Raw genomic sequence first — 24,569 nt, 5'->3', positions numbered from 1 at the left:
GTCTGCGGGGACGCCACCCGCTCAGCCTTCTGCACCACCAGCCCACCCTATCCTCCAACCAGTTCCCTCTAACGCGGGGTCACCTCCGGCCCATGCGGCCCCCCGGGACGGGCGCGGAGTGACCCCGCGTTGCAGTGTGGCGCGGGCTTTGTAACCCGCGGCGCTGCCCGGGGCTGCTCAGCTAGGATGAAAACCATGACTTATAAGCTGATTTTGCTGCGCCACGGCCACAGCGAATGGAACGCCAAGAACCTGTTCACCGGCTGGGTGGACGTTGACCTCAACGACCAGGGTCGGGCCGAGGCGGTCCGCGGCGGCGAGCTTCTCGTGGAGCACAACATCCTCCCGGACGTCCTGTACACCTCGCTGCTGAAGCGGGCCATCAACACCGCCAACATGACCCTCGACAAGGCCGACCGCGGCTGGATCCCGGTCAAGCGGGACTGGCGGCTCAACGAGCGCCACTACGGCGCCCTGCAGGGCAAGGACAAGGCCCAGACCCTCGCCGAATACGGCGAGGAGCAGTTCATGACCTGGCGCCGGTCCTACGACACCCCGCCGCCGCCGCTGGACGACGACTCCGAGTTCTCCCAGGCACACGATCCGCGCTACGCGGACCTCGGCGACGCCCTGCCCCGCACCGAATGCCTCAAGGACGTCCTGGTCCGCCTGCTGCCCTACTGGGAATCCGACATCAAGGAAGACCTCAAGGCCGGCAAGACAGTACTGGTCACGGCCCACGGCAACTCGCTGCGCGCCCTGGTCAAGCACCTGGACGGCATCAGCGACGAAGCGATCGCCGGACTGAACATCCCCACCGGCATCCCGCTGGTCTATGAACTGGATGAGAACTTCAAGCCGCTGAACCCGGGCGGAACCTACCTCGACCCCGAGGCCGCGGCCGAGGCGATCCAGGCAGTCGCCAACCAGGGCAAGAAGTAGCGCTCCGACGCAATCACGGAAACGCACGACGCCGGCCGGTCACCTCGCAAGGTGACCGGCCGGCGTCGTTGTTTCTGCTGCGCTGCCGTCCCGAACTGGGGAGGGCTAGCTGTGCTCGATGCCGTTCGGCTGCCAGGCGCCGGTAACCAGGTACGTGACCTTCTGGGCCACGGAGACGCCGTGGTCGGCGAAGCGCTCGAAGTAGCGGCTGGCAAGGGCGACGTCGACCGTCGTTGCGGGGGACTCGTGCCAGTCGCTGCGGGCGATCGCCTGGAAGACGCTCAGGTGCAGGTCGTTCACGGCGCTGTTGGCCTTCAGGATGTCCCGGGCCACCTCGAGGTCCCGGGTTTCCAGCAGTACCGTGAGCTTCCGGGCGATCAGCAGGTCATACTCGGCGAAGCTCTTAAAGGTCTCACGCAGCTGCGCGGGCACTACAGTGGCCGGGTAGCGGAGACGGGCCAGCTGGGCGAGGTGGCGGGCGAGGTCGCCCATCCGCTCCAGGGAGGCGCTCATCCGGAGGGACCCCACGATCATCCTCAGGTCGCTGGCCACAGGGCCCTGCAGGGCGAGGATGTCGATGGCGCGCTCGTCCAGGCTGTTCTGCAGGAAGTCGATCCGTGCATCGGCCGCGATGACGTCCTCGGCCAGATCGATGTCGGCGCCGTCGAAGGCAGTCGTGGCTTTCCCAATGGCTTCGCTGACCAGCTTTGAGATCTCGACGAGCTGTTCCCCTACTTGGGCGAGCTCTTCCTGAAAAACCTTGCGCACGTGTGCGTCCTTTCCTTGGAAATATTGCCGGCCACCACAGCGGCGGGCCCATTTCGGTTCACCTGTCGGCGCTTCAACTGTCCAGTGTTCCAGCGTCCGATGAACTGTTACGCCCCAATAGATGAACGTTAGCTGAACCGGAGTGGGAATAGCGGGAGATTACAGTTTCCGACGCGGGGCAGAGCATAAGCTGGAGCCGTGGACCCAATGCTTATCGGCGTGATCGCCGGCCTGATCGGCCTGTCGCTTGGCGTCTTCGGCGTGCTCGCCTTCCGGGTCAGTGAGCAGCAGCGCAAGCTCGTGGACGTGGAGTTCGAGGACCCCGCACTTCCCGAGGGCGCCGCTGAGGTGCTGGCCGCCGTCGGCCGGGCGTTTGTGGTGGTGGACGCGATCGACGGCGTCGTCCGCGCCAGCCCCGCCGCGTACGCCTACGGACTGGTGCGCGGCCACACCCTGGTCCATGAGCAGCTGCTGGAGATGACCGCGAAGGTGCGGCGCGACGGCGTCATCCTCGAACGGCTCCTCGAACTGCCGCGGGGCCCGCTGGGCCAGGGAACCATCGTGGTCCAGGTGCGGGCGGCCGTGATCGCGGAGGAATACATCCTCCTGCTGGCCGACGACCGGACCGAAGTCACCCGCACCGAGGAAGTCCGCAACGACTTCGTCGCCAACGTCTCCCACGAACTGAAGACGCCGGTCGGTGCCATCTCGCTGCTGGCCGAGGCGCTTGAGTCCTCCGCCGACGACCCGGAGGCCGTGCGCCGGTTCGCCCGACGCACCCACAAGGAATCCGCGCGCCTGGCGGCCCTGGTGCAGGACATCATCGAACTCTCCCGGCTGCAGGGCTCCAACGTCGCAAAGCAGGGCCGGGCCGTGAAAATCGACACCGTCGTCACCGAAGCGGTGGACCGGTCCCAGCTGCCGGCGGAAAGCAAAAACATCGACCTCGTCGTGGGCGGCCAAACGGACTCCATGGTCTACGGCGACCAGGACCAGCTCGTGACGGCGCTGCGGAACCTGATCGACAACGCCATCCGCTACTCCCCGGAAAACACCCGGGTCGGCATCGGCATCCGGGCCAAGGACGGCCTCGTGGCCGTCTCCGTCACGGACCAGGGCGAGGGGCTCAGCCCCGAGGACCAGGAACGCGTCTTCGAGCGCTTCTACCGCGTGGACGCCGCCCGGTCACGCCATACCGGCGGCACCGGCCTGGGCCTGAGCATCGTCAAGCACGTGGTCGCCAACCATGGCGGCGAGGTCACGCTCTGGTCCAAGCCCGGGCAGGGCTCCACGTTTACCATCCGGCTTCCGGAGCTGGAGGGCCAGGACCTCGCCGGCGTTGCCGACGCGGTGGAGCCCGCGGAACGGGCAGCCGCCCAGGCGGCGGCCACCGGCCCGACCCAGCACCACAGACCAACCCGACGGGACGCCGCCGGCGCCCATGAGCAAGGAGCTACCGCTTGAGCAGGATTCTGATTGTCGAGGACGAGGAGTCGTTCAGCGACCCGCTGTCCTATCTACTGGGCAAGGAAGGATTCGAGGTGGAGGTGGTGGACAACGGGCTGGACGCCATCACCGAGTTCGACCGCAACGGCGCCGACCTGGTGCTGCTGGACCTGCAGCTGCCGGGCCAGTCGGGCACCGAGGTCTGCCGGCAGCTGCGGCAGCGCTCGTCCGTCCCGGTCATCATGCTGACGGCCAAGGACGCGGAGATCGACAAGGTCGTCGGGCTGGAACTGGGCGCCGACGACTATGTCACCAAGCCCTACTCGTCGCGGGAGCTGGTGGCCCGGGTCCGGGCCGTGCTGCGCCGCCAGGGCGAGCCCGAGGAGCTGGTTCCCAGCACCGTGCAGGCGGGACCGGTCCGGATGGACATCGAACGGCATGTCGTCACGGTCAGCAGCGAACAGGTTTCCCTGCCGCTGAAGGAATTTGAACTGCTGGAAATGCTGCTGCGGAACTCCGGCCGGGTCCTGACCCGCGGGCAGCTGATCGACCGGGTCTGGGGTTCGGACTATGTGGGGGACACCAAGACCCTCGATGTCCACGTCAAACGGCTCCGCAGCAAGATCGAACCGGATCCCTCGGCGCCCCGGCACCTCATCACGGTCCGCGGCCTGGGCTACAAGTTCGAGCCCTGAGCCCTGAGCGGGCGGAACGCACAGAACCAACAGAAAGGAAGGGGCGCCCGGTGACCGGGCGCCCCTCCTTTTCTGTACGGGAGCTAGTGGTTCGCGCTGCCCGTCGGCGACGGGGTCGGCGTGGCCGAGCCGGTGGGCTCGCTGCCGGCCGGCAGGTACTGCTTGTAGTCGGCGATCGTTCCGTCCAGCACCGGCACGGTGAACGTGGACTTCTGGTTGGTGCCGTCCTCGCTGATGCTGACCTCGACGAGGGAACCCGGGATGCCGCCCGTGGTGCTCAGGATGGCCTCGTCGGTGGAGTCATTGAGCAGCGTGTAGGCGTTCCGCTTGACCGGGACCTCGGTCTGGGACCCGCCGGCACCGGCGATGGTCAGTGTCACGTCCTCGGAGGACGAGTTGTACACGGCGCCGATCACACGGCCGGGCTTGTCCTCACCGGCAGAGATGATCATCATGTTGCGCAGCTGAAGCGCGCCAACATTGGCCTGTGTTCCGTCCGAGGCCGCGTACTGCGCGGCGGTCGACTGGGGGTTGGTGTAGCCGCAGCCTGTCACGGACAGCAGGCCGATGCCCAGAGCAGCCGTTGCCATTACCAGCTTGCCGCGCTGGCCCCGGTTCGTCGCAGTGAAACCCACGTCTCGCACTCCTTGAGAGTCTTGGAACATTATTCAGCCATAGCCTATCGGCAATCCCCGTCAAACGATGATTCGGGCCGTACACAATCCCGTCGCTCCGTGGCCGGCCGGGTCCCGGCGGGCGAGGGCGGTCACCCTTGGCACCGGCGGGGCTATGCACTAATATCCGCGTTCGTCAAGGGGTCTGACGGTGCCGTTTAGGGTCATTTTCCCCGGATTTACGCGGTTCTTGGGTGCGATCCGTGGCAATCGTATGCCTTAAACGTGATAAACTGGTCTGCGGGAAAGGGGAATGTCCACATGGTTTTTGAGGTCGGCGAGACAGTAGTTTACCCTCACCACGGTGCAGCCAAAATTGAAGAAATCAAGATGCGCACTGTCAAGGGCGAAGAGAAGATGTATCTCAAGCTCAAGGTGGCTCAGGGTGATCTGACCATTGAAGTTCCAGCAGAAAACGTTGACCTTGTTGGGGTCCGGGATGTAGTGGGCAAAGAAGGTCTGGAGCACGTGTTTGAAGTGCTGCGGGCCGAGTTCACTGAAGAACCCACCAACTGGTCACGTCGATACAAGGCAAACCTGGAGAAGCTTGCTTCCGGTGACGTCATCAAGGTGGCAGAGGTCGTCCGCGACCTGTGGCGCCGCGATCACGACCGGGGTCTCTCCGCAGGAGAGAAGCGCATGCTGGCCAAGGCACGCCAGATTCTGATTTCAGAACTGGCGCTGGCTGAAAAGACTGATGAAGAGAAGGCCGCAAGCGTTCTCGACGAGGTCCTGGCTTCCTAAGCAAGTCGAACAGACAAGAATCGAACCCCGGTAGCGTAACGGCTGCCGGGGTTTCTTTTTGCCCTTGTGGCCGTTGACCTGTCAGTTCCGGTCGTTCACAACGCCCCGGAAGCACCGGGACTGATAGCTCAGTGGGATGCGCGGGGCGCCGGGACGTAGTCTTGTGCCCATGGACTCAGCACCGACCAACACATCAGCGGCCGGCCCCGTCACCGCGGTCATCGTCGTGGCTGCCGGCTCCGGCCAGCGCCTGGGCTACGGCATGCCAAAAGCCAAGGTTCCGCTGGGCGGGGACAGCATCCTCACGCACGCCCTCAGGGGTGTCGCCGCGGCCGGGATCGCGCAGCAGATCTGCGTCGCCATCCCTCCCGGCGATACGGAACTCCACGCCCTTTGTGAGGCCTTCACCAAAGAGCTCACGGCGGAGCGCCGGCGCACCTCCGCCGCGGGGGCGGGCATGCAACTCCCGGTCGTGACAATTGTCGACGGCGGCGCCACCCGTGCCGCGTCGGTCCGCGCCGCGCTGGCCGGACTCCTCCCGGCCACCGAGGCCGTCCTGGTCCACGACGCCGCCCGCGCACTGACTCCGGAGGCTGTCTTCCACCGGGTGTCGCACGCCCTGGCGGCCGGCGCCGTGGCCGTCATCCCGGTCATGCCCGTCGTGGACACGGTCAAGACGGTGAAGGCGACCACGGGCGACGGCGCCGCCATCGCCCCGGAGCTCGTCACCGGCACCACGGCCCGGGAGACCCTCCGGGCCGTGCAGACCCCGCAGGGCTTCGAGCTCGCCACCCTCCGGCGCGCCCACGCCACGGCGGCCTCCCTCGACGCCGCACACGCGGCCGCGGTAACCGACGACGCCATGCTGGTGGAACTCCTCGGCGTCCCGGTCCACGCGGTGCGCGGCGCCAGCCAGTCGCTGAAGATCACCACGCCGCTGGACCTGATCATCGCCGAGGGCCTGCTCGAAGGCCCGCTGGGCGCCCGCTGGGTGGAAGGCTGAGCATGTCCGGGAACCAGAACGCCCCGCTGCCGGTGATCCCGCTGCCGGTGTTCCCGCTGCCGGTGATCCCTAGGACCGGAATCGGCATCGACGTCCACGCCTACGCCGCCGAGGACGCGCCCCAGCCGCTCTGGCTCGGCGGCCTGTTCTGGGACGGGGAGCGCGGACTGTCCGGCCACTCCGACGGCGACCCCGTCGCGCATGCAGCCGCCGACGCCCTGTTCTCCGCCTCCGGCACCGGGGACCTCGGCGCGCACTTCGGCACCGACCGCCCGGAGTATGCCGGGGCATCCGGCGTGACCCTGCTGGCCGAGGCTGCGCGGATCGTCCGCGCCGCGGGCTTCGAAATCGGGAACATCGCCGTGCAGTTCGTGGCCAACAAGCCCAAGTTCGGCCCCCGCCGGGAGGAGTCCCAGCGGGTCCTCAGCGAGGCCGCGGGCGCCCCGGTGAGTGTCTCTGCCACCACGAGCGACGGCCTGGGCTTCACCGGCCGCGGCGAGGGCATTGCGGCCACGGCGACAGCCCTCGTCTACCGCACCGGCTCGGCGTCTCCGGAGTCTGTCGCCTAGGCTTGACGGAACACCCCTTCCCGCAACACCAGGAGACCCCCTGTGAAAAAGCTGCTGCCCGCCGTCGTCCTGCTGGCCGGACTCCTGCTGACCGGGTGCACCGCGACGCCGAAGCTGAGCGTCCCGGAAAGCTGCGCGTTCCTCAACCAGGACACCTTCGTCCCCACCGGCAACCAGCAGCAGCAGGCGGAGCAGATCTCGAAGCATTACCAGGAGGTCGCCGACAAGGTGGCGCCCGAGGTGGCCGACCCGATCCAGAAGATGGCGGACATCATGAAGCAGGTGGCCGGCACCGCACTCGGGGCCAGGAGCGGTGAGCAGACCAAACAGCTCACCGAACAGAACAACAGGATCGGCGGGTACTGCAAGTAGGCCGGGGGCGGGGGGCCCGCGCAGGGGCCGGATCGCCATCGGCTAATCTGGAGCGGTGACCCTGCGCTTCTATGACACTGCATCCGCCGAAGTCCGCGACTTCGTCCCCCTGGTTCCGGGCAAAGTGAGCCTCTACTATTGCGGTGCCACGGTGCAGGGCATGCCGCACGTCGGGCACATCCGCTCCGCTATCGCCTTCGACCAGCTGACCCGCTGGCTGGAGTACCGGAACTTCCGGGTCACCGTGGTCCGCAACGTCACCGACATCGACGACAAGATCCTCGCGAAGTCCGCCGCCTCCTTCGGCCCCGACTTCGAGGACGAGCCCGGCGCCGTCCGGAATGAGGAATGGTGGGCGCTGGCCTACCGCTACGAGCAGGAATTCCTCAAGGCCTACGACACCCTGGGCGTCTCCCGCCCCACCTACGAACCGCGCGCCACCGGACACATCCCCGAAATGCACGCCCTGATCCAGCAGCTGATCGACCGCGGCCACGCCTACCCGGCCCCGGACGGCTCGGGCGACGTCTACTTCGACGTGCGCTCCTGGGACAAGTACGGCTCGCTGACCCGGCAGAAGGTCGAGGACATGCAGGGCGCCCCGGACGTGGAAGCCCAGTTCAGCAGCAGGAAGAGGGATCCGCGCGACTTCGCGCTCTGGAAGGGCCACAAGGACGGGGAGCCGACGACGGCGAGCTGGGCCTCGCCGTGGGGCGCCGGCCGTCCGGGCTGGCACCTCGAATGCTCCGCGATGGTCACCAAGTACCTCGGCGCCGAGTTCGACATCCACGGCGGCGGGCTGGACCTCAGGTTTCCGCACCACGAGAACGAGATGGCCCAGTCGCAGGCTGCCGGCCACGGGTTCGCCAACTTCTGGATGCACAACGGCATGGTCACCTACGCCGGCGAGAAAATGTCCAAGTCCATCGGCAACACCGTCAGCCCCGCCGAGATGCTGGAGCTGGCCCCGCCGCGCGTGGTCCGCTACTACCTCGGCCAGGCCCAGTACCGCTCGGTGCTGGACTACCAGCCGTCCTCGCTGCAGGAGGCCGCCGCCGCCGTCGAACGCATCGACGGGTTCGTCAGCCGCGCGCTTCGGAGCACCCCGACGCAGGACGGCGCTGTCGGCTTCTTCAGCTACGGAACCGTCCCCGACGCCTTCGCGGCCGCCATGGACGATGACCTCAACGTCCCGCAGGCCCTGGCGGTGCTCCACGACACCGTCCGCGCAGGCAACACCGCACTCACCGCCGGGGAACTCGACGCCGCCCGGCAGGCACTGCTCAGCGTCACCGACATGCTGCGTGTCCTTGGTCTCAGCGATACCGCGGGGCCCGCCGTGGACGAACAGAGCACCACCGCCCTCGGCGTCCTCGTCGAAGCGCAGCTCGCGGCCCGCGCCCGGGCCCGCGCCAGCAAGGACTGGGCCGCTTCGGACGCCATCCGCGACACCCTCGCCGCCGCCGGCGTCGTCGTCGAGGACGGCCCGGACGGCGCAAACTGGAGCCTCAAGCGCGGCTGATCCGGTCCGGTTCCCGGCGCTGCACCGGGGACCGGCCATGCCCTGCGGTCGAGGATTTAACTCGAGTCAGTAGACTGGAGTTCAGACTTATCAACGAATCGCGTATTTAAAAGGGTGGAACTCATGGCCAACAACGGTCGCCGGTCGGTCAAACTGAAGAAGGGCCCCTCCGTCGGAACCGGCGGTCACGGCCGCAAGGCACTTGAGGGCAAGGGGCCGACGCCCAAGGCGGAGGACCGCCCGTACCACAAGGCCCACAAGAACAAGCAGCTCGCGGAACGCTCCGCGGCCAAGCGCCCGGGCGCCCCCCGCAACCCCGGTGCGCGTTCCGGCCCCAAGGGCCGCGCCACCGAGGAAGTCGTCACCGGACGCAACTCCGTCGTGGAGGCACTTCGCGCCGGCATCCCGGCCAAGGCCCTGCACGTCGCTATCCGCATCGAGATGGATGACCGCGTCAAGGAGTCCCTGAAGCTGGCGGCCGAGCGCGGCATCCCGCTGCTCGAGACCGGCAAGCCCGAGCTGGACCGGATGACCGACGACGCCATCCACCAGGGCCTCGTGCTGCAGATCCCGCCGTACGAATACCAGGACGCCTACGAGCTCGCCGAGGAAATCCTCGCGAGCTGGAAGAAGGGCCACGTCGCCAACGCGCCGCTCTTCGTCGCGCTGGACGGCATCACCGATCCGCGCAACCTCGGGGCGATCATCCGCTCGGTCTCGGCCTTCAGTGGCCACGGCGTCATCGTCCCGGAACGCCGCTCCGTCGGCGTCACCGCCTCCGCCTGGAAGACCAGCGCGGGAGCAGCGGTCCGCGTCCCCGTGGCACGTGCGGCCAACCTGAACAACACGCTGAAGGCTTTTAAGAACATGGGCATCTATGTTCTGGGGCTCGACGGCGACGGCGACGTGTCGCTGCCCGACCTCGCCTTGGCCACCGAGCCGGTCTGCATTGTTGTGGGATCCGAGGGCAAGGGCCTCAGCCGGCTGGTCCGCGAAAACTGCGACCAGATCGTCTCCATCCCGATCGACTCCGCGATGGAGTCGCTGAACGCCTCCATGGCCGTGGGCATCTCCCTCTACGAGATCTCCCGCCAGCGCGCCGTCAAGTAGTCCAACAGCACAGCAACGCGGGGTCACCTCGCGCCCCTCCGAGGCCCCAAAATGGGCGCGAAGTGACCCAGCGGTGTTAGAACTTGTGGCGGTTGGCGAGGACCGGGAGTTTGGCCCGGGCTTCCTTGACGGCGGCGGGGTCCAGGTCTGTGAACAGCAGGCCGGGGGCGCCGTCGAGCTCTTCGAGGACCTCACCCAGCGGGGACACGACGACGGAGTGCCCGACGCCGGTGGGCGCCGCACCTTTGGGCTCGATTCCCTGGCTGGCCGGGTCGCCCTGGCCGCAGGCGAGGACCACAGTGGTGGAATCCAGGGCGCGGGCGCGGGCCAGGAGCTTCCATTGTTCGGCCTTGCCCGGGCCGGATCCCCAGGAAGCGCAGACAATGTTCACCTCGGCCCCGCGATCCGCGTTCTCGGTAAAGAGATCAGGGAACCTGATGTCGTAGCAGGTCGCCAGGCCGAACGTCACGCCGTCGAACTCGAAGGTGACGGGCACAGTGCCGGCGTCGACCGTGTCCGATTCCGCGAAGCCAAAGGCATCAAAGAGGTGGATCTTGTCGTAGCTGGCCTCGATGCCGCGGCCGGTGACCAGCAGGGTGTTGCGCACCTTGCCGCCGTCGTCCGGTGTTCCCGGGGTGAACATCCCGGCGACGATCACAATCCGGTGTTCCGCCGCGATGCTGCGCAGCCGCGATGCCCATGGGCCGTCCAAGGGCTCGGCGATGTCCAGCAGCGAATTCCCGAAGGCGCGCATGGTGGCCTCGGGGAATACCACGAGCTCCGCCCCGCCGGCTTTGGCGCGGGCCGCGTAGTCCGCCACGAGGGCCAGATTTCCGGCAAGATCGCGTCCGGTGATGATTTGAGCGAGTGCAATCCGCACTATTACCTCCATTTTCGGCGCTTGTTCAAGTCTGCAACGTCGCTTTTCCGTAAACTGCAGTTCGTCAGGAAATCAGAAACCGGGTCTATTTGTTCCGCCCCGCTAAACTTTAAGCAATGGTTATGACCTACGTAGACACAGCTTCCACCGTAGACGCCTCCCGGGCGTTTCCGCTGGGAATCAGCGTTCCGAACACCGGTTCGCCGGTATTTGACGACCCTCGGAGTGCCTTCGCGAACGTGGCGGTCTACGCGCCCGGCGTGGCCACCCTGGAAATCGCCTACCAGGCGCCCGGCGGCACCTGGCAGCTCAGGACACTGCCGAACGTGACCGACGGCGTGCACCACGGGATCGTCGAAGGCATCCCGGCCGGTTCGCGCTACGGATTCCGGGCGACCCCCGATCACGAGGCGCTCCCGTTGTCCATGCCCGCTACGGACTTCGACAGCAGCGGCGAGCAGCCGCTGCTGCTGGACCCCTATGGCCGGGCCGTGGACGAGCGCGAGGACTTCATCACGAGCGTCCGGATGGACGGCGACTTCGACTGGGGCAACGACCGCGGCCCCAGGACTCCGTGGCGCAACACCATCATCTACGAGGCACACGTCCGCGGCCAGACCAAGCTGCACCCCGACATCCCCAAGGACCTCCAGGGCACCTACGCCGGGCTGGCGCACCCGGCCATGATCGAGCACCTGATCTCGCTGGGGATCACCGCCGTTCAGCTCCTCCCGGTGCACTTCCACGTGGACGAACCGCACCTGCAGAATCTCGGGATGCCGAACTACTGGGGCTACAACACGGCCGCATTCTTCGCCCCGCACCCCGGCTATGCCACCGAGGCCGCGCAGGCAGCGGGCCCGAAGGCCGTCCAGGACGAGTTCAAAGGCATGGTCAAACTGCTGCACGCCGCCGGCCTTGAGGTTATCCTCGACGTCGTCTACAACCACACGGCCGAGGGCGGCAGGGACGGCCGGACCCTCAGCTTCCGCGGCCTCGGGGAGATGACCTACTACCGCAACGACGGCCACGGCAGTTATGTGGACAGCACCGGCTGCGGCAACTCCCTGAACTTCGGCGAGCCCCGCGTGGTGCAGCTGGTGCTGGATTCGCTGCGTTACTGGGTGACCGAGTTCCACATCGACGGCTTCCGCTTCGACCTTGCCGTGACGCTGGCCCGCAACGCCGCCAACGAGTTCGATCCCCGCCACCCGTTCCTGGTGGCGATCGGGGCCGACCCCATGCTGTCCGCCACCAAGCTCATCGCCGAACCCTGGGACATCGGCTACGGCGGCTGGCAGACCGGCCGTTTCCCGCCCGGCTGGGTGGACTGGAACGACCACTTCCGCGACGCCGTCCGCAGCTTCTGGCTCGCTGACCGCGCCGCGATCGACGCCGGCGGTCAGGGCGGCTCGGTGGCGCGGCTCGCGGACGCACTCTCGGGCTCCGCGAGCCTGTTTGAACCCTCCGGCCGTTCCCGGCTCGCTTCGGTCAACTTGGTCACCGCCCATGACGGCTTCACCCTGGCCGACCTCGTGTCCTACGACCGCAAACACAACGAGGCCAACGGTGAACAGAACCGCGACGGCCACGGGGACAACCGCAGCTACAACCACGGCTTCGAAGGCCCTACGGAGGATGAGGACATCCTCGCCCGGCGTGAGCAATCCAGCCGCAACCTGATGGCGTCGCTGATGATTTCCCAGGGCGTGCCAATGATCACCGCCGGCGACGAGATCGGCCGCACCCAGCAGGGCAACAACAACGCCTACTGCCAGGACAACGCCATCGCCTGGATCGACTGGACCAGCACGCCCGAATCCCACTCGATGCTGCGCACCACCAAGCGGGTGATCCGGCTGCGCAAGGAATTCCTGGCCGGGCAGCCGCATGACTACCCGGCCCGCGAGAAACAGTCGTACTTCCACTGGTTCGACGAGCGCGGCGAGCCGATGGCCGGGGAACGCTGGCAGGATCCGGGGCACCGGGTGGTTCAGCTGCTGCTCGGGTCCGACGACGGCCACGTGGACGGACTCGTGGTGGTCAACGGCGGCGCCGAGGACATCAAGGTCACGCTGCCGCTGCTCACCAATGAGGAAGGGACCGGCAACCGGCTCTTCGAGCTGCGCCTGACCACCTCCGGGCTCCACGACCGGCGCCAGGGCGTCCGGGTCGCTTCCGGTGAGCGGGACGTTGTGCAGGCCAATTCCATCAACATCTACCGCACGTAGCCCGGCCCCCACCCAGGCAAAAGGAAAACTGCGCATGAAGGTCCAGCGGCTGACGGCCCTGCTTGCCCTGCTGCTCGGACTGGCGGTGCTGGCGTTCGTGCTGGCAGGGGTCCCGGGGAGCGGAACGGCGCCGTCCGGCGCCGGCACCAGGAGCGTCGTCCCTGCAGAGCGCGCAGCTCCAACGGCGCCGCCTGCCCCCGCGAACCCGTCCGGGCTGCCGGAGGTGAAGGCCTCGGAGCTTCCCGCCGAAGCGCGACAGACACTTGGGCTCATCACCAGGGGAGGGCCGTATCCCTACAGCAGGGACGACGTCACGTTCGGCAACTTCGAGCGCATTCTTCCGCGGAAATCCTCCGGCTATTACCGGGAATACACGGTCCGGACCCCGGGTGAATCCGACCGCGGTGCCCGCCGGATCGTGGCCGGGCAGGCCGGCGAGAAGTATTACACGGCGGACCATTACAACTCGTTCAGATTCATTATCGAAGGCAAGTAAGGAACCCATGAAGATTTACTCCGCAGACACCTGGACCATCGAGGAACTGCAGGCCCTGGTGGCGGACGCCGGACGGCGCGCCGTGCTGATTCCCGCCGCCGATACCAAACGGATGGTCCTCGAGACGTTCGCGAAGACCCTGGGCTTCCCGGAGGACTACGGCGTGAACCTGGATGCGCTCAATGACTCCCTGCACGACTTCGCCGATGCCGCCGCCGACGAGGGCCAGTCCCCGATCACCTTCATCTGGGAGGTCCCGGCCGCCTTCCGCTCGGACCGTTCGTTCGGTGTCATCTGCGAAATCCTCCAGGACGCCGAACGCTACTCCGGCAGGAACCTGGCCGTCATCGCCGTCTGCCTCTGATGGCGGCCGCGCACGGCCGTTCCGCGAACCGGTTATCCGTAAGCGTGCGTCTAAGCCAGGAACGAGCGAGCACGCGAAGGATGGCCGGTTTGCGGAACGACGGCTTCAGGCGTTGACGATCAGGCCCAGTTCCGCCTTGGACGCAAGCGCCTCGTGCTTCGGGAGTACCCGGACCGTGTAGCCGAAGGAACCGGACCGGTCGATCACCAAGGTTCCGCTGAAAAGGTGCCGGCCCTTGCCGAGGTCTTCCACCGCCTTCAGCTCCGCCACCGTGACGTCGGCCAGCTCGTCGCCGTCCTCCGCCTTGCCGTAGGCGACCTCGACGGACACATCATCCGGGGTGAGGTCGTGCAGGGCCACATAGGCGTTGACCTGAAGAATGTCGCCGATCTGCGGGTCCTCCGAGACGCCCACCGAGTCCACATGTTCTACCTGGATCTGCGGCCAGGCAGCCCGGACCCGGGAAATCCAGGCCGCGAGGGCCTTGGCCTCGGCAAAATTCTCCGCACCGGCCCGGCGGCCCGCGACGGCGGCCGGCCGGTACAGGACGTTGACGTAGTCCTTGAGCATCCGGTCCGCGGAGACTGCCGGGCCCAGATGGGACATGGTGTGCTTGATCATCGAGACCCAGTGCGTGGGGACCGTCTGCGCTCCTGACTGCGAAGGCCCAGCGGCGCCGGCGCCGTCGGACACCGTGAGTCCGTAGAAGCGGGGGGCCACCTGGGTCTCGAGCAGCTCGTACAGGGCCGCCGCCTCGATGTCGTCGCGTTCCTCGGGGGCCGCGTCGTTGTTGGCGGTCGGAATCGCCCAGCCGTTCTCGCCGTCGTACATCTCGTCCCACCAGCCGTCCAGGACTGAGAGGTTGAGCGAGCCGTTCAGGGCCGCCTTCATGCCGGAGGTGCCGCACGCCTCGAGCGGACGCAGCGGATTGTTCAGCCACACGTCGCACCCCGGGAACAGGGTCCGGGCCATGGCGATGTCGTAGTTGGGCAGGAACGCGATCCGGTGCCGCACCGCCGGGTCGTCGGTGAACCGGACGAGGTCCTGGATCATCTTCTTGCCCGCGTCATCGGCCGGGTGGGACTTGCCCGCTATGACCAGCTGGATCGGGTGGGTCTTGTGCAGCAGCAGGGCCTTGAGCCGCTCCGGCTCGCGCAGCATCAGCGTGAGCCGCTTGTAGGTCGGCACACGCCGGGCGAAGCCGATGGTCAGGATGTCCGGGTCCAGCACCGAATCCGTCCACGCGAGCTCGGCGTCGGCCGCCCCGCGCTTCTTCCAGGCAGCCCGCAGGCGGCGCCGGACGTCTTCCACGAGCGACACGCGCATCTCGCGGCGGAGGGCCCAAACGTCCTCGTCACTGACGTTGTAGGCGAGGTCCCAGCGGCCCTGGGCCTCCGCCTCGGCGCCGAACTGGTCACGCGCCAGCTGGGACACCCGCGGGTCCACCCAGGTGGGCACGTGCACCCCGTTGGTGACCGACGTGATGGGCACCTCGGAGTGGTCGAATCCGGGCCACAGTGCGGAAAACATGCCGCGGGACACGACGCCGTGCAGCTTGGCGACGCCGTTGGCACGCTGGGCCAGGCGAAGGCCCATCACGGCCATGTTGAACACGAACGGGTTGCCGTCCGTGTAATCCTCGCGGCCGAGGTCCAGGATCTTTGCCACCGGCACGTCCGGCGCCAGCCCGGCGTCGAAGAAGTGCTGGATCTGCGAGACCTCGAAGCGGTCAATGCCGGCCGGGACCGGGGTGTGGGTGGTGAACACGGTGGAGGCGCGGCCGGCAGCCAGCGCCTCGTCCCAGCTCAGCGGTTCCGCGGCGGACATCATTTCCTGGATCCGCTCCACGCCCAGGAAGCCGGCATGGCCCTCGTTGGTGTGGAACACCTCCGGTGCGGGGCTGCCGGTGAGCTTCTGGAAGGCGCGCAGGGCCTTGACCCCGCCCATGCCCAGCAGGAGTTCCTGCTGGAGCCGGTGGTCGCCGCCGCCGCCGTACAGGCGGTCGGTGATGCCGCGGGCGGCGTCGTCGTTGCCGGGAACGTTGGAATCCAGGAGCAGCAGCGGGACACGCCCGACGTCGGCGCGCCAGACGTGCGCCAGCAGCCGGCGGCCGTTGGGGAGCGGCAGGGAGATCTGGATGGGCCTGCCGTTGCCGTCCGCGGAGGCCTCGCGCAGCAGGGTCAGCGGCAGACCGTCCGGATCGAGGACCGGGTAGGTTTCCTGCTGCCACGCGTCACGGGACAGGGACTGCTTGAAATAGCCCGCCTGGTACAGCAGTCCGACGCCGATCAGCGGCACGCCCAGGTCCGAGGCGGCCTTCAGATGGTCGCCGGCGAGGATGCCGAGGCCGCCGGAGTACTGCGGCAGCACTTCGGTGATGCCGAACTCGGGGGAGAAGTAGGCGATGCACGCCGGTGCGCCGTCGCCAAGGCTCTGGTACCACCGGGGCTGTTCCAGGTACCGGTCGAGGTCCTCGGCGGCCGAGTGGACCCGGCGCACCACGTCCAGGTCCGCGGCGAGGCGCTGCAGCTCCTCCCGGCTGACCAGACCGAGGAAGGTCACCGGATCGTGGTCGCTCTCGGCCCACACCTTGGGGTTCAGGCCCTCGAAAAGCTCCCGCGTGGGCCGGTGCCAGGACCACCGGAGGTTGGTGGCCAGCCGGGCCAGCGGCCGGATCGACTCGGGAAGAACGGTTCGGACGGTAAATCTGCGGATTGCCTTCACCTGCGAAACACTAACCGACAAGTTGGGGGCTCGGAACCGGTTTGAGTTTCTTTTGCATAAATGACGGTCCGCCTCCCAGAAAACGCCGGGAAAAAGTGAGCAGCCTTAGCAATCCGGCCGTTTTGTCGATAACGTCGAGGCTGTGACAACTAACTCGCGAACCAGTGCCGTGTCCAAGCAAAAGCCGAAGGCCCTGATTACGGAGGGCCTCCGCTTTGGCCGTTTTCCAATCACCGCCGTGCAGCCTGCAGTCGAAGGCGGCAATTTCCCGGCCAAGGCCGTTGTGGGGGAAACCCTGGTGGTGGGTGCCACCTCCTTCCGTGAGGGCCACGACCGGCTCGGCGTCAGCGCCGTCCTGCTCGACCCCCGGGGGAAGGAACGCCAGCGCGTCCGGCTCGCCCCGCCCCGCGGCCCGCGCGGTATGGGCACCGACCGTTGGGAAGGGCTCCTGACCCCGTCCGGGACCGGCAACTGGTCCTTTGTGATCGAGGCCTGGCATGACAGCTACGGCACGTGGCACCACAACGCCGAGGTGAAGGTGGAAGCCGGAATCGACGTCGAGCTGATGCTCGCCGAGGGCGCCTCGCTGCTCGCCGTCGCGTCCGAGGATTCCGCCCGCCCGTCCGCCGACCGGCGGACCCTGCGGATGGCCGTCGTCGGGCTTAACGACTCCAGCAAGTCCGCCGAGGAACGCCTCGCCGCCGGATTCAGCGCCGACGTCGCCGATGTCATCAACCGCCAGCCGATCCGCGAGCAGATCACCGTCTCCGGGCAGTACCCCCTGCTGGTGGAGCGCGAGCTCGCCGGACGCGGCTCCTGGTACGAGTTCTTCCCCCGGTCCGAGGGCGCCGTCCGCAACCACGAGACCGGCGAGTGGACCTCCGGGACGTTCCGCACCGCCGCCCGCCGCCTCGACGCCGTCGCGGCCATGGGCTTCGACATCATCTACATGCCGCCGATCCACCCGATCGGCATCCAGCACCGCAAGGGCCCGAACAACACCCTGCTCGCCGGACCGCACGATCCCGGCTCCCCCTGGGCCATCGGGGCCAAGGAGGGTGGCCACGACGCCATCCACCCGGACCTCGGCACGTTTGAGGACTTCGATGCTTTCGTGGCCCGGGCCGGGGAGCTGGGGCTGGAAGTCGCCCTGGACCTTGCCCTGCAGGCGGCACCGGACCACCCCTGGGTCGAAAGCCACCCCGAGTGGTTCACCACCCGCGTGGACGGCAGCATTGCCTACGCGGAGAACCCGCCGAAGAAGTACCAGGACATTTTTCCGCTCAACTTCGACAACGATCCCGCGGGCCTGTCCAACGAGATCCTGCGCATTGTCTTCCTCTGGGTGAGCCACGGCGTCAAGATCTTCCGCGTCGATAACCCGCACACCAAGCCGGTGTGGTTCTGGGAATGGCTGATCGCCAAGGTCAACAAGAAGCACCCGGACGTCGTCTTCCTCGCCGAGGCCTTTACCCGCCCGGCCATGATGCACGCGCTGGGCCGGGCCGGCTTCCAGCAGTCCTACACGTACTTCACCTGGCGGAACACCAAGGAGGAGCTGGAGGAATACTTCCAGGAGGTCAGCCACGAGTCCCCGGCCTACTTCCGGCCGAACTTCTTCGTCAACACCCCGGACATCCTGACCGAGTTCCTGCAGTACGGCGGTCCGCCCGCGTTCAAGATCCGGGCGGCGCTGGCTGCCACCGCGAGTCCCATCTGGGGTGTTTACGCCGGGTTCGAACTCTACGAGCACGTGGCCCGTCCCGGCGCCGAGGAGTACATCGACAACGAGAAATTCGAGTACAAGGACCGTGACTGGGACGCGGCGGCCGAATCCGGCCGGACGCTGGCACCGTACCTGACCCGGCTCAACGCGATCCGCCGCGCCCATCCCGCCCTGGGGGACCTGCAGAACCTGACTGTGCACGAGAGCACGGACAACGCCACCGTTGTCTACTCCAAGCACAAGACCCTCCCCGACGGCACGAAGGACACCCTGATCATCATCGTCAACGTGGATCCGCACGGCATCCGCGAGAGCACGGTGACCCTGGATCTGACGGCGCTGGAGCTGGACGCGGAAGACCTGACGCACAATGGACGGTTCATGGTGGATGATCTGTTGACCGGCGAGAGCTGGGAATGGGGGGAGTACAACTACGTTCGGCTGGACGCCCATGTCGAACCAGCGCACATTCTTAGCATCCGGAGGCACCACCAGTGAGTTTCAGCCCGTCAAATCCCAACCAGCACTACAGCTCGAAGGGGTCCTATGAGTTGAACGCGCCGGGCCTCCAGCACGACCCGCACTGGTACCGCAAAGCGGTCTTCTACGAAGTGCTGGTCCGGGGCTTCGCCGACGGAAACGGCGACGGCTCCGGCGACTTCCACGGGCTGATCGAGAAGCTGGACTACCTCCAGTGGCTCGGCGTCGATTGCCTGTGGCTCCCGCCGTTCTTCCAGTCCCCGCTCCGTGACGGCGGCTACGACATCTCGGACTACAACTCCGTGCTCGACGAGTTCGGCACCATCAGCGATTTCAAGCGCCTCGTCGCCGAAGCCCACGCCCGCGGCGTCCGAGTGATCATTGACCTCCCGCTGAACCACACCTCCGACCAGCACCCCTGGTTCCAGGAATCCCGCAAGGATCCCGACGGACCGTTCGGCGATTTCTACGTCTGGAGCGACACGGACGAGAAGTACGAAGACGCCCGCATCATCTTCGTGGACACTGAGGAATCCAACTGGACCTTCGACCCGATCCGGCGCCAGTTCTTCTGGCACCGCTTCTTCAGCCACCAGCCGGACCTCAACTTCGAGAACCCCAAGGTCATCGACGCCCTCTTCGACGTAGTGCGGTTCTGGCTGGACCAGGGCATTGACGGGTTCCGCGCGGACGCTATCCCGTACCTCTTCGAGGAGGAGGGCACCAACTGCGAGAACCTGCCCCAGACCCACGAGTTCCTGCGCAAGCTGCGCAAGATGGTCGATGAAAGCTACCCGGGCCGCGTGATCATCGCCGAGGCCAACCAGCCGCCGGCTGAAGTGGTGGAGTACTTCGGGACCGAAGCGGAACCGGAATGCCACATGGCGTTCCACTTCCCGATCATGCCGCGGCTCTACTACGCGCTGCGGGACCAGAAGGCCGCGCCCATCATCGAGACGATGAAGGACACCCCGGCCATCCCCGAAGGCGCCCAGTGGGGCACCTTCCTGCGCAACCACGACGAGCTGACGCTGGAAATGGTCACCGCCGACGAGCGCGCGGCCATGCTCGGCTGGTATGCGCCGGACCCGCGCATGCGCGCCAATATCGGCATCCGGCGCCGGCTTGCGCCGCTGCTGGACAATTCCCGCTCGGAGATCGAGCTCATCAACGCCCTGCTGCTGTCCCTGCCCGGCAGCCCGTTCCTGTACTACGGGGACGAGATCGGCATGGGGGACAACATCTGGCTCGAGGACCGCGACGCCGTCCGCACCCCGATGCAGTGGAACCCGGACCGCAACGCCGGATTCTCCAGCGCGGACCCCGGCAAGCTGTACCTTCCGGTGATCCAGTCGCTGGTCTACAACTACAGCATGGCCAACGTCGAGGCCGAGGCGGCCCACTCGGGTTCGCTGCTGCGCTGGACACGCCAGATCCTCAGCGTCCGGAAGAACCACCCCGCCTTCGGGCTGGGCGGCTTTGAGCACGTCGAGGCTGACCACGACGTCGTCCTGGCCTACCTCCGCGAACTGCCGGAAGGCAACGCGGCCGGTGAGGACAGCGAAACCATCCTGTGCGCCTTCAACCTGTCCCAGCATCCTGTGGCCACCACGCTGCGCGTGCCGAGGTTCGCAGGACGCGGCCTCCGGGACGTGTTCGGCGGCCAGGCGTTCCCGGGGATCTCCGACGACGGAACCCTGACGCTGACCCTGGGCAGCCACGACTTCTTCTGGCTGCGGATCCGTTCCGCTGCCTCCAACCCGTCATCGCCCTACACCCAGGCCATGCCGATCCTTTCAATCGAAGGCTGACATGACCCGACCCACCCTTACCCCGGCCCTGAGCGGACTGCTCGGCGGCTGGCTTCCGCTCCAGCGCTGGTTCCCCGTCAAGAGCCCTGCGTTCAGCTTCGAACCCGCCGGGGGACTGCGCCTTGCCGGCGGTCCCGGCGGCGCTTCAGGCGGGACCGAACTTGAAGTGCTGCTGCTCGCCGTGAGCTACCCGACGCCGGACGGCTCGCGCACCAACGTCGTGCAGGTCCCGCTCAGCATCCGCCGTGCGCCCCTGCCGGGGGCGGACTCGGCGCTGATCGGACAGCTGTCCGAACCCGTCCCCGCCGGCGCTGCCGCCGGCGCCCCCGGCGCCCTTTGGGTTTACGACGGCCTCCACGACGCCGAGTTCATCGCGGCGTGGCTGGAACTCATGCGCCACGGCGGCACCACCCCGGACGGGGACGCCGCCGGCCATCTCGTGGAATCCGGCTACGTCCTGCCCCGCGCGACCGGCGTGGTCAAGGTCCTCACCGGGGAGCAGTCCAACAGCTCCGTGATCGTCGACGACGGCGAGTCGGCCGCGATCCTGAAGTTCTTCCGTGTCCTCTCCGAGGGACAGAACCCGGAGGTGGAAATCGGCGCCGCCCTGACCGCAGAGCGCACCGTTGAAGTGCCGGCCACCCTCGGCTGGGTGACCGGAGAGTGGGCCGAGGCACGCGCCGGGGCCCCGGACGCCAGCCCCGCACGCGGCGAACTGGCCGTGGCGCACGAGTTCCTCGCCGGCGGACAGGATGCCTGGCGGCTCGCCGTCGACGCAGCGAGCGAGGGCCGGACTTTCACCTCCGAGGCGCACGCCCTGGGCGCCGCGACTGCCACGGTGCACCGCCGCCTGGCGCATGCCTTGGGTGTCGCGTCCGAATCCGTCCCGGGAGGCGACATTGCGCCCGGCGTAGCCCAGCGGGTGCGGCAGTCCTGGGCGCAGGCAGGGACCGCCGTCGGCCCTTACGGAGAGGCGCTGGACCGGCTCCTGGAACGCCTCGAGGGCAGCGGTGCCGGGCCCCTGCAGCGGATCCACGGCGACCTCCACCTGGGCCAGATCCTGCAGGTTCCGGGCGGCGCCGGTAAGGCGCCGCGCTGGGCCATCCTGGACTTCGAGGGGGAACCCCTCCGGCCGATCTCGGAGCGCAATTTCCCGGACGTCCCACTGCGCGACGTCGTCGGAATGCTCCGGTCCTTTGACTACGCCGCCGGTGCGGCCGTCCGCGAGCGTCCGGAGGCGGACGTTCCGGAGAACTGGGTGGACGACTGCGCCGAGGCTTTCCTGGCCGGGTACGCCGAAGTCATCCCCGGCAGCATCGACCGCGATTCGCCGCTCTTCGTCGCGCTTTGGCTCGACAAAGCCCTTTACGAAGTCATCTACGAACTACGCAACAGGCCCGACTGGCTCTCCATTCCGGTCCACGCATCACGCCGTCTCCTCGGCAGTACAGGCTCCGGCGTTCCTGCCGAAGCCGCAGCGGAAGGTATCAAAATGACAGGCTCAGCACGTATCGATCGTCCCGGAAGTCCACTGCCGGTGGACGCGGACACCCTGGCGAGGGTCGCCGCCGGCGAACACCACGCGCCGCACTCCGTCCTGGGCGCGCACCTCGATGACCACGGACACGTCACCATCCGCACGGTCAAGCACCTCGCCGAAACCGTTTCCGTTGTGACCGCGACCGGCACCTTCCCGATGAAGCACGAGTCCGGCGGGGTGTGGGTTGCCGTGCTGGAGCCGCTGGAGACGGGCCACGTGCCCGACTACCGGCTGGAAGTCAGCTATGAGGGCAAGGCGCCGGAGGCGGCGGACGACCCGTACCGGTACCTCCCCACCATTGGTGAACTCGACCTGCACCTGATCGGCGAAGGCCGCCACGAGCGGCTCTGGGATGTGCTCGGCGCGCATGTGCAGCACTACAAGTCCGCCCTGGGCGACGTCGACGGCGTGTCCTTTGCCGTATGGGCGCCTAATGCCCAGGCAGTGCGCGTCAAAGGCGATTTCAACGGCTGGGACGGCCGTCAGCATTCGATGCGGTCCCTCGGATCCTCCGGGGTCTGGGAACTTTTTATCCCCGGCGTTATAGCAGGGGCGTGCTACAAATTCGAGATCCGGACCAAAGACGGTTACTGGGTGGAGAAGGCGGACCCGATGGCCTTCGGCACGGAGGTTCCGCCGCTGACGGCATCGCGTGTTGTGGAGCCTTCCTACGCGTTCAAGGACGCGGAATGGATGGAAGCCCGCGCCGCCCGGGATCCGCACAACTCGCCGATGAGCGTTTACGAAGTGCACCTTGGCTCCTGGCGGGTCGGGCTCAGCTACCGGGAACTGGCCAAGGAACTGGTCGAATACGTTAAGTGGCTCGGTTTCTCGCATGTGGAGCTCATGCCGGTGGCGGAGCACCCGTTCGGCGGGTCCTGGGGCTACCAGGTCACGTCCTACTTCGCCCCGACGTCGCGCTTCGGCCACCCGGATGAGTTCCGGTACCTCGTGGATGAACTCCACCAGGCCGGCATCGGTGTGCTCCTGGACTGGGTGCCGGCGCACTTCCCCAAGGACGAGTGGGCCCTGGCACGGTTCGACGGCGAAGCGCTGTACGAACACTCCGACCCCAACCTGGGCGAGCACCCGGACTGGGGAACGCTGATCTTTGACTTCGGCCGCAGCGAAGTGCGCAACTTCCTGGTCGCGAACGCGCTCTACTGGTTCGACGAGTTCCACATCGACGGCCTGCGCGTGGATGCCGTGGCCTCGATGCTCTACCTCGACTACTCCCGCGAGGAGGGGCAGTGGCAGCCGAACCGCTTCGGCGGACGGGAAAACCTCGAGGCCATCTCCTTCCTGCAGGAAGTCAACGCCACGGTCTACAAGACGCACCCCGGTGCGGTCATGATCGCCGAGGAATCCACCGCCTTCCCGGGCGTCACCGCGCCCACAAGCCAGGGCGGCCTGGGCTTCGGGATCAAGTGGAACATGGGCTGGATGCACGACTCGCTCAAGTACATGGCCGAGGATCCGTTCAACCGCCGGTGGCACCACGGGACCATCACCTTCTCCATGGTCTACGCGTACACGGAGAACTTCCTGCTTCCGATCAGCCATGACGAGGTTGTGCACGGGAAGGGTTCGATGCTCCGGAAGATGCCGGGGGACCGCTGGCAGCAGCTGGCGAACCTCCGGGCCTTCCTGGGCTACCAGTGGGCCCACCCGGGCAAGCAGCTCATCTTCATGGGCACCGAATTCGGCCAGGAAACCGAATGGTCCGAGCAGCACGGCCTGGACTGGTGGCTGGCAGAAAATCCGGCGCACCGCGGGATACAGCTCCTGACCAAGGATCTCAATGAGCTCTACAGCGCCACCCCGGCGCTCTACGAGCGGGACAACGATCCCGCCGGCTTCCAGTGGATCAACGGCGGGGACTCCAGCCGCAACGTCCTGACCTTCATCCGCCGGGATGCCGCGGGCAACGCGCTGGTGTGTGCCTTCAACTTCTCGGGGGCCCCGCACGCGGACTTCCACCTGGGGGTCCCCTCGGCGGGGCAGTGGCAGGAAGTGCTGAACACCGACGCCGACGCGTACGGCGGCTCCGGTGTCCTGAACGAGGGAACCCTCACGGCCCCGGACCTGGCCATCGACGGTCAGCCGGCCACCCTCATCGTCACGCTGCCCCCGCTGGGTGCCGCGTACTTCCAGCCGGTGGGCTGACCCCGGACTGCCGTCCCTGACGGCCGGCCCGGCATCGTCGAAGAGCCCGGAATCCCCGCGATTCCGGGCTTTTCGATGCCCTGCCGCAGGCCGTCTTTCCGCCACTTTGTCAGCAGGGCTAAGTGGTGGTAGAGTTTATTTCCGCGCTGCTCCCCGGAGTTGAACGGCCACCACGATCCAGATGCCTCACGGCAAGATGGAGCCGGGGTCGCCGATTTGACAAGGGTGAAGCGGCCCGGTAAGTTAGTTTAGTTGCTCCGGAGCGATCCACGGCTGAGGTTGTGGTGGTGCCGGGTGTGTCTGTTG

General features: G+C 67.2%; 19 protein-coding genes. 15 read left to right on the top strand and 4 right to left on the bottom strand.

Annotation, left to right across the window (positions count from 1 at the left end; genetic code table 11):
* The first annotated feature begins 195 nt into the window (after nucleotides 1-195).
* Entirely contained in the window at nucleotides 196-942 is a 747-nt protein-coding gene (locus QK291_RS17805) for a phosphoglyceromutase (RefSeq protein ID WP_282384121.1), read from the top strand.
* A gap of 105 nt (nucleotides 943-1,047) precedes the next feature.
* Here the strand turns inward: QK291_RS17805 and phoU are convergent, their stop codons facing one another.
* Nucleotides 1,048-1,710 (bottom strand): phosphate signaling complex protein PhoU, encoded by a 663-nt coding sequence (gene phoU / locus QK291_RS17800; protein ID WP_282384119.1) that lies wholly within the window; start codon nucleotides 1,708-1,710, stop codon nucleotides 1,048-1,050.
* Nucleotides 1,711-1,917: 207 nt separating this feature from the next.
* Here phoU and QK291_RS17795 point away from each other — a divergent pair, with 207 nt between their 5' ends.
* Nucleotides 1,918-3,174, top strand: a complete 1,257-nt coding sequence (locus QK291_RS17795; protein ID WP_282384143.1) for an ATP-binding protein — start codon at nucleotides 1,918-1,920, stop codon at nucleotides 3,172-3,174.
* Entirely contained in the window at nucleotides 3,171-3,851 is a 681-nt protein-coding gene (locus tag QK291_RS17790) for a response regulator transcription factor (RefSeq protein ID WP_282384117.1), read from the top strand. Before QK291_RS17795 ends, QK291_RS17790 begins: the two co-directional genes overlap by 4 nt.
* A gap of 83 nt (nucleotides 3,852-3,934) precedes the next feature.
* On the opposite strand, the gene QK291_RS17785 is transcribed toward QK291_RS17790, so the two are convergent.
* A complete protein-coding gene (locus QK291_RS17785) occupies nucleotides 3,935-4,486 on the bottom strand; it encodes a hypothetical protein (RefSeq protein WP_282384116.1) in 552 nt (183 codons plus the stop codon).
* A gap of 300 nt (nucleotides 4,487-4,786) precedes the next feature.
* Between QK291_RS17785 and QK291_RS17780 the strand changes: the two genes are divergently transcribed.
* The 6 genes from QK291_RS17780 (at nucleotide 4,787) to rlmB (ending at nucleotide 9,845) form a co-directional block, all read left to right on the top strand.
* Nucleotides 4,787-5,269, top strand: coding sequence for a CarD family transcriptional regulator (locus QK291_RS17780; RefSeq protein WP_024367191.1), 483 nt, complete (start codon nucleotides 4,787-4,789; stop codon nucleotides 5,267-5,269).
* Between the two features lie 169 nt (nucleotides 5,270-5,438).
* On the top strand, nucleotides 5,439-6,272 hold the full coding sequence (locus tag QK291_RS17775; protein WP_282384114.1) for a 2-C-methyl-D-erythritol 4-phosphate cytidylyltransferase: 834 nt from the start codon (nucleotides 5,439-5,441) through the stop codon (nucleotides 6,270-6,272).
* 2 nt (nucleotides 6,273-6,274) lie between these two features.
* Nucleotides 6,275-6,841 (top strand): 2-C-methyl-D-erythritol 2,4-cyclodiphosphate synthase, encoded by a 567-nt coding sequence (gene ispF, locus QK291_RS17770; protein ID WP_282384112.1) that lies wholly within the window; start codon nucleotides 6,275-6,277, stop codon nucleotides 6,839-6,841.
* Between the two features lie 42 nt (nucleotides 6,842-6,883).
* Nucleotides 6,884-7,213, top strand: coding sequence for a hypothetical protein (locus tag QK291_RS17765; RefSeq protein ID WP_282384110.1), 330 nt, complete (start codon nucleotides 6,884-6,886; stop codon nucleotides 7,211-7,213).
* A 55-nt stretch (nucleotides 7,214-7,268) separates the two neighbouring features.
* Nucleotides 7,269-8,735, top strand: coding sequence for a cysteine--tRNA ligase (gene cysS / locus QK291_RS17760; protein WP_282384109.1), 1,467 nt, complete (start codon nucleotides 7,269-7,271; stop codon nucleotides 8,733-8,735).
* A 123-nt stretch (nucleotides 8,736-8,858) separates the two neighbouring features.
* Complete coding sequence (rlmB, locus tag QK291_RS17755) at nucleotides 8,859-9,845, top strand: 23S rRNA (guanosine(2251)-2'-O)-methyltransferase RlmB (protein WP_282384108.1); 987 nt, start codon at nucleotides 8,859-8,861, stop codon at nucleotides 9,843-9,845.
* Between the two features lie 76 nt (nucleotides 9,846-9,921).
* Here the strand turns inward: rlmB and QK291_RS17750 are convergent, their stop codons facing one another.
* Entirely contained in the window at nucleotides 9,922-10,725 is an 804-nt protein-coding gene (locus QK291_RS17750; RefSeq protein ID WP_282384107.1) for a carbon-nitrogen hydrolase family protein, read from the bottom strand.
* 116 nt (nucleotides 10,726-10,841) lie between these two features.
* Here QK291_RS17750 and glgX point away from each other — a divergent pair, with 116 nt between their 5' ends.
* Genes glgX through QK291_RS17735 form a run of 3 tightly spaced genes read left to right on the top strand, consistent with a single transcriptional unit; the run spans nucleotide 10,842 to nucleotide 13,816 of the window.
* Nucleotides 10,842-12,956: a glycogen debranching protein GlgX gene (gene glgX / locus QK291_RS17745; RefSeq protein ID WP_282384105.1), complete on the top strand. Its 2,115-nt coding sequence runs from the start codon at nucleotides 10,842-10,844 to the stop codon at nucleotides 12,954-12,956.
* A gap of 34 nt (nucleotides 12,957-12,990) precedes the next feature.
* The gene (locus QK291_RS17740) at nucleotides 12,991-13,452 is read left to right on the top strand and encodes a ribonuclease domain-containing protein (protein ID WP_282384103.1); all 462 of its coding nucleotides are present in this window, start codon (nucleotides 12,991-12,993) and stop codon (nucleotides 13,450-13,452) included.
* A gap of 7 nt (nucleotides 13,453-13,459) precedes the next feature.
* Nucleotides 13,460-13,816, top strand: a complete 357-nt coding sequence (locus tag QK291_RS17735; protein WP_282384102.1) for a barstar family protein — start codon at nucleotides 13,460-13,462, stop codon at nucleotides 13,814-13,816.
* 105 nt (nucleotides 13,817-13,921) lie between these two features.
* On the opposite strand, the gene glgP is transcribed toward QK291_RS17735, so the two are convergent.
* Entirely contained in the window at nucleotides 13,922-16,540 is a 2,619-nt protein-coding gene (glgP, locus tag QK291_RS17730) for an alpha-glucan family phosphorylase (protein ID WP_282384101.1), read from the bottom strand.
* A gap of 142 nt (nucleotides 16,541-16,682) precedes the next feature.
* Here glgP and QK291_RS17725 point away from each other — a divergent pair, with 142 nt between their 5' ends.
* The 3 genes from QK291_RS17725 to QK291_RS17715 are packed head-to-tail and all read left to right on the top strand — an operon-like array spanning nucleotide 16,683 to nucleotide 24,263.
* Entirely contained in the window at nucleotides 16,683-18,764 is a 2,082-nt protein-coding gene (locus QK291_RS17725) for an alpha-1,4-glucan--maltose-1-phosphate maltosyltransferase (protein ID WP_282384100.1), read from the top strand.
* Complete coding sequence (gene treS / locus QK291_RS17720; protein WP_282384099.1) at nucleotides 18,761-20,557, top strand: maltose alpha-D-glucosyltransferase; 1,797 nt, start codon at nucleotides 18,761-18,763, stop codon at nucleotides 20,555-20,557. Before QK291_RS17725 ends, treS begins: the two co-directional genes overlap by 4 nt.
* Nucleotide 20,558: 1 nt before the next feature.
* Nucleotides 20,559-24,263 (top strand): 1,4-alpha-glucan branching enzyme, encoded by a 3,705-nt coding sequence (locus QK291_RS17715; protein WP_282384098.1) that lies wholly within the window; start codon nucleotides 20,559-20,561, stop codon nucleotides 24,261-24,263.
* Nucleotides 24,264-24,569 lie beyond the last annotated feature (306 nt).

Source organism: Arthrobacter sp. AL12, assembly GCF_029960645.1.
Lineage (GTDB): Bacteria > Actinomycetota > Actinomycetes > Actinomycetales > Micrococcaceae > Arthrobacter.
This window is presented reverse-complemented; position numbering and strand designations above follow the sequence as displayed.

What these genes read in the sequence shown, in the direction of transcription:
- QK291_RS17795 (WP_282384143.1), top strand. Translation starts at nt 1,918, where the DNA reads ATGCTTATCGGCGTGATCGCCGGCCTGATCGGCCTGTCGCTTGGCGTC.
- QK291_RS17805 (WP_282384121.1), top strand. Translation starts at nt 196, where the DNA reads ATGACTTATAAGCTGATTTTGCTGCGCCACGGCCACAGCGAATGGAAC.
- glgX (WP_282384105.1), top strand. Translation starts at nt 10,842, where the DNA reads ATGGTTATGACCTACGTAGACACAGCTTCCACCGTAGACGCCTCCCGG.
- QK291_RS17735 (WP_282384102.1), top strand. Translation starts at nt 13,460, where the DNA reads ATGAAGATTTACTCCGCAGACACCTGGACCATCGAGGAACTGCAGGCC.
- QK291_RS17780 (WP_024367191.1), top strand. Translation starts at nt 4,787, where the DNA reads ATGGTTTTTGAGGTCGGCGAGACAGTAGTTTACCCTCACCACGGTGCA.
- QK291_RS17775 (WP_282384114.1), top strand. Translation starts at nt 5,439, where the DNA reads ATGGACTCAGCACCGACCAACACATCAGCGGCCGGCCCCGTCACCGCG.
- ispF (WP_282384112.1), top strand. Translation starts at nt 6,275, where the DNA reads ATGTCCGGGAACCAGAACGCCCCGCTGCCGGTGATCCCGCTGCCGGTG.
- QK291_RS17715 (WP_282384098.1), top strand. Translation starts at nt 20,559, where the DNA reads ATGACCCGACCCACCCTTACCCCGGCCCTGAGCGGACTGCTCGGCGGC.
- rlmB (WP_282384108.1), top strand. Translation starts at nt 8,859, where the DNA reads ATGGCCAACAACGGTCGCCGGTCGGTCAAACTGAAGAAGGGCCCCTCC.
- QK291_RS17740 (WP_282384103.1), top strand. Translation starts at nt 12,991, where the DNA reads ATGAAGGTCCAGCGGCTGACGGCCCTGCTTGCCCTGCTGCTCGGACTG.